Source organism: Vitiosangium sp. GDMCC 1.1324, from assembly GCF_003044305.1.
GTDB lineage: Bacteria > Myxococcota > Myxococcia > Myxococcales > Myxococcaceae > Archangium.
Map to the genome: position 1 here is coordinate 267,875 of NZ_PZOX01000016.1, position 12,803 is coordinate 280,677.

Annotated in this window: 12 protein-coding genes; 8 read left to right on the forward strand and 4 right to left on the reverse strand. The window is 67.1% G+C overall.

What is annotated here, in order from left to right:
• Nucleotides 1-10: 10 nt before the first annotated feature.
• From DAT35_RS37860 to DAT35_RS37875, 4 genes are all read right to left on the reverse strand, one after another.
• Nucleotides 11-1,861 (reverse strand): DNA mismatch repair protein MutS, encoded by a 1,851-nt coding sequence (locus DAT35_RS37860; RefSeq protein ID WP_199243113.1) that lies wholly within the window; start codon nucleotides 1,859-1,861, stop codon nucleotides 11-13.
• A gap of 248 nt (nucleotides 1,862-2,109) precedes the next feature.
• Entirely contained in the window at nucleotides 2,110-2,856 is a 747-nt protein-coding gene (mrpC, locus tag DAT35_RS37865; RefSeq protein WP_108074140.1) for a Crp/Fnr family transcriptional regulator MrpC, read from the reverse strand.
• A 274-nt stretch (nucleotides 2,857-3,130) separates the two neighbouring features.
• Nucleotides 3,131-4,600, reverse strand: coding sequence for a sigma-54 dependent transcriptional regulator (locus DAT35_RS37870; protein ID WP_108074141.1), 1,470 nt, complete (start codon nucleotides 4,598-4,600; stop codon nucleotides 3,131-3,133).
• Between the two features lie 5 nt (nucleotides 4,601-4,605).
• The gene (locus DAT35_RS37875) at nucleotides 4,606-5,610 is read right to left on the reverse strand and encodes a sensor histidine kinase KdpD (protein WP_233261955.1); all 1,005 of its coding nucleotides are present in this window, start codon (nucleotides 5,608-5,610) and stop codon (nucleotides 4,606-4,608) included.
• 270 nt (nucleotides 5,611-5,880) lie between these two features.
• Between DAT35_RS37875 and DAT35_RS37880 the strand changes: the two genes are divergently transcribed.
• From DAT35_RS37880 to DAT35_RS37915, 8 genes are all read left to right on the forward strand, one after another.
• Nucleotides 5,881-6,141, forward strand: coding sequence for a hypothetical protein (locus DAT35_RS37880; protein ID WP_108074143.1), 261 nt, complete (start codon nucleotides 5,881-5,883; stop codon nucleotides 6,139-6,141).
• Between the two features lie 146 nt (nucleotides 6,142-6,287).
• Nucleotides 6,288-6,518 carry a hypothetical protein gene (locus tag DAT35_RS37885; protein ID WP_108074144.1) on the forward strand — a complete coding sequence of 77 codons (231 nt, stop codon included), beginning with the start codon at nucleotides 6,288-6,290 and terminating at the stop codon, nucleotides 6,516-6,518.
• A 117-nt stretch (nucleotides 6,519-6,635) separates the two neighbouring features.
• Nucleotides 6,636-7,223 (forward strand): HdeD family acid-resistance protein, encoded by a 588-nt coding sequence (locus DAT35_RS37890; RefSeq protein WP_108074145.1) that lies wholly within the window; start codon nucleotides 6,636-6,638, stop codon nucleotides 7,221-7,223.
• 52 nt (nucleotides 7,224-7,275) lie between these two features.
• The gene (locus DAT35_RS37895; protein WP_108074146.1) at nucleotides 7,276-7,932 is read left to right on the forward strand and encodes an isochorismatase family cysteine hydrolase; all 657 of its coding nucleotides are present in this window, start codon (nucleotides 7,276-7,278) and stop codon (nucleotides 7,930-7,932) included.
• Between the two features lie 88 nt (nucleotides 7,933-8,020).
• The gene (locus DAT35_RS37900; protein ID WP_108074147.1) at nucleotides 8,021-8,695 is read left to right on the forward strand and encodes a VOC family protein; all 675 of its coding nucleotides are present in this window, start codon (nucleotides 8,021-8,023) and stop codon (nucleotides 8,693-8,695) included.
• A 286-nt stretch (nucleotides 8,696-8,981) separates the two neighbouring features.
• Complete coding sequence (locus DAT35_RS37905; protein WP_108074148.1) at nucleotides 8,982-9,551, forward strand: 2Fe-2S iron-sulfur cluster-binding protein; 570 nt, start codon at nucleotides 8,982-8,984, stop codon at nucleotides 9,549-9,551.
• Complete coding sequence (locus DAT35_RS37910; protein ID WP_108074149.1) at nucleotides 9,548-10,531, forward strand: xanthine dehydrogenase family protein subunit M; 984 nt, start codon at nucleotides 9,548-9,550, stop codon at nucleotides 10,529-10,531. The genes DAT35_RS37905 and DAT35_RS37910 overlap by 4 nt, the downstream gene beginning before the upstream one ends.
• Before the next feature lie 9 nt (nucleotides 10,532-10,540).
• Entirely contained in the window at nucleotides 10,541-12,775 is a 2,235-nt protein-coding gene (locus DAT35_RS37915) for a xanthine dehydrogenase family protein molybdopterin-binding subunit (protein ID WP_199243114.1), read from the forward strand.
• Nucleotides 12,776-12,803 lie beyond the last annotated feature (28 nt).

The following is a 12,803-nucleotide window of genomic DNA, read 5'->3' on the forward strand; positions in this document are numbered from 1 at the left end:
CGTTTCCCGCCTACCGCTGTTCGGCGCTCGCGGAGTCCGGGTCCTCCACCGGGACTCCGGCCATCTTCAGCACGCGCAGCGCGTTCGTGGTGTCCACCACGCCCATGCGCAGCCGGTAGTCGAACACCATCTTCCCGTTCTCCAGGTGGTCGCGGAAGTGCATGTTCAACACCCTCCCGCTGTACTCCTCCGCGAGGCTCGCCAGGGACAGGTCGTGCGTCGTCACCCCGCCGCACGCCCCCGTGGCCAGCAGCAGGCGCAGCACCTCGCGTGAGGCGATCTGCCGCTCCCGCGTGTTCGTCCCGAGGAGGATTTCGTCCAGCAGGAACAGCGCCTGTCCCTTCGCCGCCGCCGCCGCATCCAGCACTGCCTTGATGCGCTGTACCTCCGCATAGAAGTACGACACCCCGCGCTCCAACGAGTCCTTCACCCGCATGCTCGTCAGCACCTGCAGCGGTGTCAGCGAGAAGGTCTGCGCGCACACCGGTGCCCCCGCCAGCGCGAGCACCGCGTTGAGTCCCAGCGCTCGCAGCAGCGTCGTCTTCCCCGACATGTTGGAGCCCGTGAGCAACAGGGCCGTCCCCGGGCCCGGCAACTCCGCGTCGTTCAGCACCGGCGTGTCCAGCAGCGGGTGGCCCACCCCCTTCGCCTTCACCTTCGGCCCGTCCTCCTCCAGCGTGGGCCAGGTGAAATTCGGACGGTCGTACGAAAGTCCCGCCAGGCACGAGAGCGCCTCCAGCTCCGCCAGCGCGTCGAACCAGCCGCGCACCTGCGCCCCGTACCGCTCCCTCCACCGCTCCAGCGCGAACAGCGCGTGCACGTCCCACAGCGTGAAGAGGTGCACGAAGGGGTGGAACTGGTGCCGTTTGAATTCCACGAACGAGTAGAGCCAGCTGAAGCGCTTGAGGTGCGACGACACCGGCGGCTCACCCTCGCGCTGCAGGCCCGACTGCACCCGCCGCAGCTCCGGGTGCTCGAAACGCTCCCGCTCCACCCGCTCGAAGACGGGGGCATAGCGCACGAAGCCTCGCTCGCCCGCGCTCATCTTCTCCTCCATCTCCCGCAGCGGACGCCGCGTCACCACCGCCACCGCGAGCTGCGCCAGCAACCCGCCGTACCACAGCGGCCGGGGCACCACATCGAAGCGTCCCAACACGAAGAGGGTCAGCGTCACCAGCGGCAGCACCATCGCCAGCGGCCTCGCCCATCGGATTCCCGTGAGGGACGGCCCGCTCTCCGCCCAGTGGATGAAGAGGCCCGGGTCCGCCTTCTCCTTCGCCACCGTGCGCGCCTCCACGCACATGTCCTGGCGGAAGTCCAACCGCGGCACCAGCTCGCGCGCCGCTCCCTGCCTCGCCCGCACCTCCTCCGCCCGCGCCGGCCAGGACAGCCATGCCGCGAGCCGCTCCTCGCCCGCCCGCGTCGCCGTCTCGTTCATGAGCTGGAAGACGCTGCCCTGGCCGAAGACGTCCAGGTCCGCCGCGTACAGGTGCGAGCCCGTCAGGAATCGCTCCCCCCGCTCGGTGAAGTCGTGCCAGCCCCGCGTCAGCCTCGCCAGGCCCCGCTCGTTGAGCTGCACGTACAGCCGCTGCCGCTCCTCGCGCAGGAACACCTGGTGGTGCAACACCGCCAGCACGCCGTACACGAGCAACGCCGCTCCGGCCGCCCACCACCACGTCCTCGGCAGCCGGCTGAACAGAACGAGCAGGGCCACCGCGGCGCCCGCGATGAACACCAGGGCTCGCAGGTTGGCGTAACGGGCACTGACCGCATCCAGCCGCTTCAGCTCCGCCTCGGCGGCGGCGCGGCGCTCGGTGTACGTGCGGTTCGGAGAGGAGGGCTCGAGAGGTGGAGTCGTCACGGCGCGCGCATGCTGGTTCCGCCGGGCGGGCAGGGCAAGCCCGGAGACACGCGCGGTGCTCGAAAATGGCGAACCCCGGCGCCAGACCCGTGGAATGGGTGGCGGCCGGGGCTCTCGGGTGTCGTGCCCGTCAACCGGGACACGTGGGGGCGGCACTTCGGGTGCTCACCTCATGGACTCGGCAGCGAGCACCCCCACCCCCAGTCCCTCTCCCGTCGGAGAGGGAGGGCGCCCGTCTCACATCCGGGTCACTTCTCCTTGGAGGCGATCTTCCGCAGCGCCTTCTGGTCGCGGATGCAGAGGATGCGGCCCACGTTGCCCAGCACGCCGTCGCGCTTCATCTCGTTGATGAGCGTGGACACGAACGAGCGCGAGGCGCCCACCAGGTCCGCCAGGTCCTGCTGGGTGATGCCACGCAGGTCCGTCTCGCCGCCGTGCGGGCAGCGCTCGCCATGGGCCTCGGCCAGCGTCAGCAGGGTGTCCGCCAGCCGGGCCGGCACTTCCTTGAAGGTCAGGCCCAGCACCCGCTTGCGCAGGGCACGCACGCGCTCGGCGTAGGCGCGCACCACGTCCACCGCCAGGGCCGGCCGGGCCTCGAGCTGCGCGCGGAAGTCGCGGCCCTCGATGCTCCACACCTCGGCCTCACCGGAGGCGATCGCCATCTCCTCCACAGGCGTGCCCTCGGGGCGGAAGAGCTCGCCGAACAGGTCGCCCGGGCGAAGGATGCTCACCACCGAGCGCGAGCTGTTCTTGCCCAGCCGCATCAGCCGCACGCGGCCCGTCTTGAGCAGATAGACGCGGTCCGTGGTGTCACCAGGGCGGTAGATGACGGAGTTGTGCGGGAAGGACTCGACCTTGAAGTAGCCCTTGAAGTCGATGGCCTCCTGGCCGGGGATCAGCTTGTTCGCCGTGACCAGCATGCCGGAGCTGGTGGTCTGGATGGGGGCGACGACGTTGGAGCCGATGGGACCGAGGGGGCGATTGAAACCGTGCATGGCGGGCACTCCTGCAGGCGGTTGGAAGTTGGGTTGCTGTGCTGCGGACGGAACAGTCCCTTTCCAAGCTTTGTGCCAACGCCAACGCTTTTACCGAGTCATGAAAAACCCTGGAATGACGGCTACTTGGCGCTACAGCCCCTGTTTCTCACCTTCCGAGTGTCCGAAACCTGAAACAGAACGTTCAAACAGTCTGATCAAGTTGAACGATTCGTTCAATCCGGGCGGGGAGTTGTCGGACGTGTGACAGTGTCCGAAACGCGGCCTTCGGCGCCTACTGCTGCTGATCTTGTCGGACGCCGTACTTCTGGAGCTTGCGCTCCAGGGTGGGACGACTGATGCCGAGGATCTGGCACGTCTTCCCCTTGTGGCCCTTGGTCACGTTCATGGTCAGCTCGATGAGCATCCGTTCCGCTTCCTCGAGGGTGGGGATGCGGCTGGGGTCATCGATGGGGGCGACCAGGAAGTTGGGCAGGAGGGGGCCGCTGGGGCCGTGGGTGCCGTTGACGTGGTGGCCATTGGTGGGCTGGCCGTTGATGGGCTGGCCGGGCTCGGGAAACGCGGGCTCCAGGGCGGGGAGGTTCTCCGACAGCAGCACCTCGCCCGGGGCGAGCACCACCGCGCGCGTCAGCACGTTCTCCAACTCGCGCACGTTGCCCCGCCAGGGCAGGCGCGTGAGGTGGTCGAGCACCTCGGGGGGCACCCGGGTGACGCGCTTGTGCACCTTCTCGTTGATGCGCTCGAGCAGGTGCTGCACCAGCAGGGGGATGTCCTCGCGCCGCTCGCGCAGGGCGGGCAGCTGGAGCGTAATCACCTTGAGGCGCTGGTAGAGGTCCTCGCGGAAGCGCCCGGCGGCCACCTCGTCGGAGAGGTGGCGGTGGGTGGCGGCGATGACGCGGGCGCGCAGTTTGATGCGCTTGACGCCGCCCACGCGCTCGAACTCGCGCTCCTGGAGCACGCGCAGCAGCTTGGCCTGGAGCATCAGCGACATGTCGCCGATCTCATCCAGGAAGATGGTGCCGTCCTCGGCCAGCTCGAACTTGCCGGGCTTGACGGCGTTGGCGCCGGTGAAGGCCCCCTTCTCGTGGCCGAACAGCTCGCTCTCCAGCAGCGTGTCCACGATGGCCGAGCAGTTGATGCCGATGAAGGGCTTGGGCTCGTCGTAGGAGTAGTTGTGGATGACGCGGGCGATGAGCTCCTTGCCCGTGCCGCTCTCGCCGTTGATGAGGACGGTGGCGCGGCTGGCGGCCACCTTTCCAATCTCCTTGACGAGCTGTTGGATGAGGGGGCTGGTGCCGACGATGTCGCCCAGGCGCGCCGCCGCGCTCTCCACGCTCACGGTGGCCGCGCGGCGCGACAGCTGCCGGTACTCCAGGGCGCGCGCCACCACGATGTCCAGGGCCGCCAGGTCGGGGAAGGGCTTGTGGATGTAGTCGAAAGCCCCGGCCTTCATGGCCCGGATGGTGGTCTCCATGTCATGGAAGGCCGTCACGAGGATGATGCGCGCGTCCCCGCACAGGCTCTTCATCTCCTCGATGATGTCCAGGCCCGTGCGGTCCGGCAGCTTCATGTCGAGGATGACGACGCTGGGCATGACCTCCTGGGCGATCCGCAGGGCCCCGGCGGCGCTGGTGGCCGTCACCACCTGGTAGCGCGGAGCCCCGTCGTGTTCGATGTCCTCGAAGTGCATCTTCAAGGACTCGAGCAGCGAGAGATCGTCGTCGACGATGAGAAGCGTCTCCATGTTCCTCAGGCGGCAAAGGTGAGCGTGAGCACCGCGGCCGTCTCAGGGCCTGTCTCGGCGGACACATCGCCCCCCTGGTGCACCAGTACGCGGCGCAAGGCCGCCAGAGTCAGTCCCGCCCCCCGCGCCAGGCGGCACTCGAAGGGCTCGAAGAGCGAGTCGCGTTCCTCGTCGGGCAGGGCGCCGGAGGGATCCTTCAGCAGCATCAGCACCCGTCCCTGGGGGCCCTGGCGGATGGACACCTCCACGTTGCCCCCCTCCGCCAGCCCCATGGCCACGTTGAGCAGCGCCTGGGCGAGCACCGGCCGCAGCCTGCCCGCGTCCACCTTCACCCTCGGCACGTCCGGTGCCTCGTCCACGCGCACCTCCACGCGGCGCTCGGTCAGCTCCGGGGCCACCATGGCCATGGCCTCCTGCACCAGCGTGCGAGGCGCATGCGGCTCCAGGTTGGGCGAGCTGTCCCGGCCGTACTCGGACAGCAGCCACAGCATCCGCTCCATGGTGCGGATCTCCCGGTTGGCGATGGTCAGCCGGCGCTGATCCCTCTCCGACAGGCCCGTGTTGCGCGCCAGCGTCTGCACCGCCATCTTCACCGAGCTGAGCGGGTTGCGCAGCTCATGGCTCAGCTGCGAGGCGAGCCCGGAGAGCTGCAGGGGAGGTGCTCCGGCCAGCAGGGCACGCAGGTCCACCACCGCGGCGCTGGGCTCGCCTTCGTCCAGCCCGAGCGTCAGCCGCAACGGCACCGCATCTCCCGAGCCGAGCGCGGCATAGAAGAACTCCGCCGTCCGGGAGTCCTGGCGCGCCAGGGCGTCCAGCTCGCGGGCCTTGTCGGCGGTGGTTCCCAGCACCACGTGCAGCGGGCGATCCATCACTTCCGAGGCCGGACGGTGCAGCACGCTCTCACAGTCCCCTTCGGCGCGAGTCACTCGCAGCTGGGGTGACCATGAGAGCTGGACGGCTTGCAGCAGGTGGAGGTTCATGGGCAGGTGCGAAAGATAACGGGTCGCCATCCCGGATGTCCCCCCACATGGGATGTGGTTTCCCTTTAGAATCCGATACTTGGCGCCCTGGCCACCCCTGGAACGGCCCTGTCGGGCGCCCGTTTGTCCGCCAGGAGACGTTTGGGGCTCCCACGGAGGCCCGCCAGGCGCCAGGTCCGCGAAATCCCAGGGAAGTGCGATCATCCTCCCGATGACGGATGGAGGACGACCAGGGAGGCGGGTACCTTACACATCGTCGCGGGTAGTCATCCGTCACCCACCACCCCCCGGAGCAATCACATGAACGCCAACAAGAAGAACCTGAAGAAGCTGGCCCGCCGTCGTGGTCAGGGTATGACCGAGTACATCATCATCGTGGCCCTGATCGCCATCGCGGCCATCGGCGTCATCACCCTGTTCGGCAACAACATCCGCAAGCTGTTCGGCGCCTCCGCCGAGGCCCTCGCGGGTAACGAGGACGTGTCCAACACGGGCCAGACCGCCAGCCGCCAGCTGCAGCGCAAGTCGCTGAAGACCTTCGGCGAGAACTCGGCCGACTGAAGCAGCGCGCCGCTCACGCGGTGGCTGTGCCCGAGGGCGATCTCCTGACGGAGGTCGCCTTTCGTGCTTTTTGAGGCTCCGAGAGGCCGATGTGAAGGAAGCGGGTTCCGCAGCGTGCGCGGCGCGGAAGCGTACGTGAAGGAAGTGTGAGGGGGCGCGCGATTCTGGAGCACCTGGGCCTCCCACGGCAGGTGCGCGCCCGACCCCGGCACGAGGGCGACACCACTGGCCAGGTGCTCAAGCGCATGGTGGGCGCCAGCGACGAGGACTGGGGGCAGCTGCGACAGCAGTACGAAAACACCTGGAAGGAGCTGAATGAGCATGCGGACCGCATCCGCTCCAGCAGCGTGCAGGAGCAGCCCACGTCGTGCATGTGAGTCGAGCCGCGCGCGCCGTAGCCGCAGGCTGGGGGCATGACGTCTGCGATCTTGTCGCCCCTGCGAACAGTCCCCAGCTTCGAAGTGCAGGAGCGTACACTCTCAGGGAGGAGTGGCATGGCCATCGGCACACCGGGTTCCAACGTGAGTTCGCCGCGAGGGACGCGGCTTGGTTCGAGTATCTGGGGAGGCCCCTTCATCGTGGGCCTGCTGATCAGCCTGCTCGGTTGCTTTGCGCTGATCTCCGTGGGGATCGCCAGCCTGGCCACGACCTTCTTCTATGGGGCGCTGCTGGTCTGCATGGGCATTGGGGAGATCGTCCACGCCTTTGGCGTCCGGAAGACCGGACCCTTCCTCCTCTACCTGCTGGGAGGAGTGCTCTCCATCGTCGTTGGAGTGCTGGTGCTGACCCGGCCCGACGCGGGGTTGGCGGCGCTGACACTCATGCTGGCCGGCTACTTCTTCGCCACCGGCCTGTTCCGCACCATCGCCTCGCTGATGGACCGCTATCCTCGCTGGGGCTGGGACTGCGTCGACGGCATCGTCAGCATGGTGCTGGGCTCCTTCATCACGGCCCAGTGGCCAAACTCCACCATCTGGGCCGTGGGCACCGTCGTGGGGGTGAGCCTGCTCAGCCGAGGGCTCGCCCTCATGGCGGACTCCCTGGCGGCACGGAGCGTGATGCGCGAGGCCACCAGCCCCTGAGTGCTTTCGAGACCAGCACTTCGACTGAATTCGCCCCAAATGAGGGGGCATCATGGCAAGACACATATATGACAAGGAGATCACCGCGCTTCTGGTGGTCGATCCGTATAACGACTTTATTTCCGAGGGAGGCAAGGTATGGGACCGCATTCGGGCTGTTGCAGAAGCGAATGACTGCGTTCCTCATATGCTGCAGGTTCTGAATGCCGCGCGGAATGCGAAGTTGCGGGTATTCTATGTACTGCATCGTCGATACCGTCCGGGCGACTACGAGACCTGGAAGTACATTGCGCCCATTCAGAAGGCAGCGTGGGTGCGAAAGACCTTCGAATACGGCAAGTGGGGTGGCGAGCTCCATCCCGGGTTTGAGCCCAGGCCAGGCGAGATTGTCGCCACGGAGCATTGGTGTTCCAGTGGCTTCGCCAACACAGATTTGGATTTGCAGCTCAAGAGGCACGGCATCCATCAACTCGTCGTCGTTGGACTCATCGCACATACCTGCATCGAAGCGACCGTGCGGTTTGCCGCTGAGCTCGGCTACGAGGTCACGCTGGTAAGAGACGCGACGGCGGATTACTCAGACGAGGAGATGCACGCCGCTCTCGACGTCAATATCCCGAACTACGCCAGTGCCATTGTGACCACCCATGAACTCGTCGACTTGATCTCTTCTGTCCAAACCGAGGGAATGGGTGCGCGGTCGCGGTAGTTCTCCGTGAGGGGAGTCAAGGGACGAGTCTTTCCGCGCCTGGGCGCATGGCGCCAAGCTCGAGCCACCAGACGCCGAGGAGCCAGACATGAGCAGTCCTCAAGTGCGCAGCGAAGCTGTCATGGAGACCCCGAGAGCGCAGAGGGCCGACCTGAAGCTCGAGGTCGTCGTCATCCCAGTTTCGGACGTCGATCGCGCCAAGCGCTTCTATGGCAACCTGGGTTGGAGGCTCGACGCCGACTTCGTCAGGGATGACGGGTTTCGGGTCATCCAGTTCACGCCGCCAGGCTCGCCGTGCTCGATCATCTTCGGCAAAGGAATCACGTCGGCCGTGCCGGGCTCGGCACAGGGACTCCATCTCATCGTGTCCGACATCGAGGCCGCGCGCGCCGAGCTCGTCGATCGCGGAGTCGGGGTGAGCGAAACGTTCCACGACGCCGGCGGTGTGTTCCACCACGCCGGCAGGGAAGGTCGTCTCGGCGGCCTGGATCCGCAGCGACGAAGTTACGCCTCGTTCGCCTCGTTCAGTGATCCCGACGGCAACGGCTGGCTGCTTCAGGAGGTCACCGTGCGATTGCCGGGACGCGTGGACGCGAACGACACGACATTCACCTCGCCGACGGAGCTCGCGAGCGCGCTCCGCCGTGCGGAGGCCGCGCACAGCGAGCACGAGAAGCGGACCGGCCAGCGAGATGCGGACTGGCCCAACTGGTACGCCGAGTACATCGCCCGCGAGCAGGCGGGCAATCCGCTGCCGTCATGAGCAGTGGCTACGACATCATCGTCATCGGCGGTGGCTCGTCGGGGGTTCCACATGAAGACGACTTGATTCATGGCGGTCGCGGTGCCGAGCGTCGTAAGCGCTTTGGCGCTGCACGTGGCGCAGGCGCAGCAGCCGGGAATCAAGCGCACTGAGGTGGAGCGCTGGAGGTGGAGTGTCCATTCCTCCTCGGCCTTTGAGCTTCGGAGCGGGTCGTGTTCATCGTATGCATCTCGATCGCCCCACGGGACCATGGCTGCACTGCGGAGCCTGGCGGTAGAGAGGTCCGATGCCGCCGACCTCCGAGCAGTCAAACGCCCCCGATGCCGTCGAAGAGACAGCGAGCATTCCGGTGCAGTTGGACATCAACGGAAGTCGCCGGACGCTCCGGCTCGACCCTCGTACATCCCTGCTCGACGCCCTGCGCGAACATCTCCACCTGACGGGCACCAAGAAAGGCTGCGACCACGGGCAGTGCGGTGCCTGCACTGTGATGATCAATGGCCGGCGCATCAACTCGTGCCTGACCCTCGCTGTCATGCACGAGGACGACGCCATCGTGACGATCGAAGGGCTGGGCTCGCCGGGCGCCCTTCATCCCATGCAAGCCGCCTTCGTCGAGCGTGACGGGTTCCAATGCGGCTATTGCACTCCCGGCCAGATCTGTTCGGCCATCGGCATGCTCGCCGAGGTGAGGGCGGGTTGGCCCAGCCATGTCACCGCCGACGTGGCGAGTCCGCGGATCGCGTTGACCGACGCGGAGATACGCGAGCGGATGAGCGGCAACCTCTGCCGGTGCGCCGCCTATCCCAACATCCTCGCCGCCATTCGCGATGCTTCGGGAGGAACCCAGGGATGAGGCCCTTCACCTACGAGCGAGCAACGGACCCACGGACTGCGGTAGCCGCGGCCTCCCGGGCCGGCGCGAAGTTCATCAGCGGCGGCACCAATCTGCTCGATCTGATGAAGCTCGGGATCGAGCAGCCGACCCATCTGGTCGACATCAGCCGGCTTCCCTTCAAGGACATCGAAGAACTGCCGGACGGCGGACTGCGGATCGGCGCCCAGGCGACGAACTCCGACGTGGCCGCCGACCACCGCGTGCGTACCCGTTACCCGGCGGTGACCGAGTCGCTGGTCTCTGGCGCCACAGGACAACTGCGCAACAAGGCATCCATCGGCGGCAACCTCCTGCAGCGCACCCGTTGCCCGTATTTCTATGACACGGACGCGGACTGCAATAAGCGGGCTCCGGGCTCGGGCTGCGCGGCAATCGGCGGTTTCAACCGGGGGCACGCCATCCTCGGCGCGAGCGAATGCTGCATCGCCACCCACCCCTCGGACATGGCCGTCGCACTGGTCGCGCTGGAGGCCCAGATCGAGATTCTCGGGACGGACCAGACCGTTCGCCGGGTCGCGCTCGGCGAGTTCCACCGCCTGCCGGGTGACACGCCGCACATCGAGACCGTACTCGGGCCGGGGGAGATGATCACGGCAGTGAGCCTGCCGCCCGCGCCGCCGGGCCGGCAGATCTACCGCAAGGTGCGTGATCGCGCTTCGTACGCGTTCGCGCTGGTATCCGTGGCGGCCATCGTCGCGACGGACCGGGGGACGATCACCTCGGCCCGGGTGGCGTTCGGTGGGGTGGCGCATAAGCCCTGGCGCTCGGGGGAGGCAGAGGCCGCCCTGACGGGCCGCCCGGCCACCATGGCCACCTTCCGGGCCGCCGCCGACGCAGCCATGGCGCACGCCGTGGGCCGGGGGCACAACGATTTCAAGATCGATCTCGCCAGGCGGACGCTCTGCCGCACCCTGGAGCACGCCGTATCCGCGGGGTGAGGAGCCCAGATGACGATGATCGGACAGCCCATCAACCGCGTCGACGGCCCGTTGAAGGTGACGGGCCGGGCCACCTACGCCTACGAGCAATGGGACGTTGGCCAACCGTTGTATGGATTCATCGTCGGTGCGACGATCGGCCGGGGCCGCATTGCTCGAATCGACACCTCCCGCGCCGAGCGCTCCTCCGGGGTACGCTTGGTGATGACGTATCGGAATGCGCCGCCACAAGGCCGCCCCGATACGACCCTGTTCTCGTCCTACGCGCGCGCCCGTCCGACGCTGAGCGGACCCGACCTCCATCACTACGGCGAGCCGGTGGCTCTCGTCGTGGCCGAGACCTTCGAGCAGGCCCGAGCGGCGGCGAAGTTCGTGAAAGTCGACTACGCCCTCGAGCCGGGACACTACGACTTCGCCGCGCGTCAGGAGCAGGCATACGCCCCCAAGAACGTGAGGGGCCTCTGGCCAACCGACACCGCGGTGGGCGACTTCGACTCCGCGTTCAATGCCGCCGCGGTCAAAGTCGATCAGCACTACACGACGCCGTATGTCTTCTCCCAACCGTTGGAACCCCACGCCTGCGTGGCGGCATGGCGTGGCGATGAGCTGACGGTCTACGTCTGTACCCAGGTCGTCGATGCGGCCCGTACCGCGCTCGCCAGCACGCTCCAGATCGACTCACAACGGGTCCACGTCGTCAGTCCGTTCATCGGCGGGGGGTTCGGTTCCAAGCTGGGCATCCATTCCGAAACCATCCTGGCGGCACTCGCGGCCCGGCAGTTGAAACAGCCGGTCAAGGTCGCGATGACGCGGCAGCAGATCTTTCATCTCGTTGGCATGCGCCCCACGTCGAGTCAGCGGGTTCGTCTGGGCGCGGATCGGGACGGCCGATTGGTCGCGATCGCGCACGAGGTGAACATGAGCACCAGTCCAGTCGAGGAGTACACGGAGCAGACCGCCATCACGACTCGAAGTCTGTACGCCGCGCCCCACCGGGTGACCCGCCATCGGCTGACGCCGGTCGATTTTCAGCCCGCGGAGGACGTCCGCGCCCCTGGCGAAGCCCCGGGTCTGTTGGCGGTCGAGTCGGCAATGGATGAGCTCGCTGATGCTCTCGCCATGGATCCCATCGAGCTGCGGATCCGGAACGAGCCCACCCTCGATCCCGAGCGAGGCGTTCCGTTCTCCGATCGCCGGCTGGTCGAGTGCATGCGCGAAGGGGCTCGGAGATTTGGTTGGGAGCACCGTCCAACTCGACCGGCGAGCCGGCGCGACGGCCGGTGGCTGGTCGGTTACGGAATGGCGGCGGCCATCCGCATGCACTTCCAGGGACAGACGAAGGTGAAGGTCCGGCTGGCTCCGAACGGAACCGCCGCCGTCTGCACGGACATGACCGACATCGGGACCGGCACCTATACGATCCTGACGCAGGTCGCCGCCGAGAGACTCGGTCTGCCGATCGACCGCGTGCAGGTGGAGCTTGGGCGTTCGGGGTTTCCGGTCAGCAGCGGCTCCGGAGGCTCCTGGGGCGCCGGTAACTCGAGCGTCGCGACCCACCGGGCCTGTGAAGTCCTGCGCGACCAGCTGCGAGTCTCCGCGCGGAATGATCCTCGCTCCCCGTTGCACGGCCTGGACCCCGCGGGGGCGGTGTTCTCGGGCGGCTGCCTGACCATCGGCGGCGCCTCCGAGGCTCTGACCGAACTCCTCGCGCGGAACCATCCTGAAGGGCTGGAGGCCGAAGGCGAGATCGGCTCGATGAGGGATGATCCGAACTACCTTGCGCACTCGATACACACCTACGGCGCCCACTTCGCCGAAGTCGGCGTCGACGCCGACACGGGAGAGATCCGGCTGCGGCGAATGCTGGGCGTGTTCTCGGCAGGCCGCATCCTGAACGCCAAGACGGCGCGCTCACAGTTGATTGGTGCGATGAGCTGGGGAGTGAGCGCGGCCTTGCACGAGCAAGCCGTGGTCGACACGCGTTCCGGTGCCTTCGTGAATCGGGATCTCGCTGAATACCTGGTACCGGTGCACGCCGACATTCCCCAGCTCGACGCAATCGTGCTGGACGGGTTCGACGACAAGGCGAACGTGCTCGGCGTGAAGGGCCTTGGTGAGTTGGGTATCTGCGGAGCCGGAGCGGCGATTGCGAATGCGGTGTTCAACGCCACCGGGGTTCGCGTGCGCGATTTTCCCATCACGCTCGACAAGGTGCTGCCCGGTTTGCCGCTCCTGGACGGATGAACTGGCATCGCCGCACCTGAGCGCGTAG

Coding starts and splice junctions, on each gene's coding strand:
- DAT35_RS37880 (WP_108074143.1), top strand. CDS start 5,881: ATGAACGCCAACAAGAAGAACCTGAAGAAGCTGGCCCGCCGTCGTGGT.
- DAT35_RS37915 (WP_199243114.1), top strand. CDS start 10,541: ATGACGATGATCGGACAGCCCATCAACCGCGTCGACGGCCCGTTGAAG.
- DAT35_RS37905 (WP_108074148.1), top strand. CDS start 8,982: ATGCCGCCGACCTCCGAGCAGTCAAACGCCCCCGATGCCGTCGAAGAG.
- DAT35_RS37870 (WP_108074141.1), bottom strand. CDS start 4,600: ATGGAGACGCTTCTCATCGTCGACGACGATCTCTCGCTGCTCGAGTCC.
- DAT35_RS37875 (WP_233261955.1), bottom strand. CDS start 5,610: ATGGCGACCCGTTATCTTTCGCACCTGCCCATGAACCTCCACCTGCTG.
- DAT35_RS37910 (WP_108074149.1), top strand. CDS start 9,548: ATGAGGCCCTTCACCTACGAGCGAGCAACGGACCCACGGACTGCGGTA.
- DAT35_RS37895 (WP_108074146.1), top strand. CDS start 7,276: ATGGCAAGACACATATATGACAAGGAGATCACCGCGCTTCTGGTGGTC.
- DAT35_RS37890 (WP_108074145.1), top strand. CDS start 6,636: ATGGCCATCGGCACACCGGGTTCCAACGTGAGTTCGCCGCGAGGGACG.
- DAT35_RS37900 (WP_108074147.1), top strand. CDS start 8,021: ATGAGCAGTCCTCAAGTGCGCAGCGAAGCTGTCATGGAGACCCCGAGA.
- mrpC (WP_108074140.1), bottom strand. CDS start 2,856: ATGCACGGTTTCAATCGCCCCCTCGGTCCCATCGGCTCCAACGTCGTC.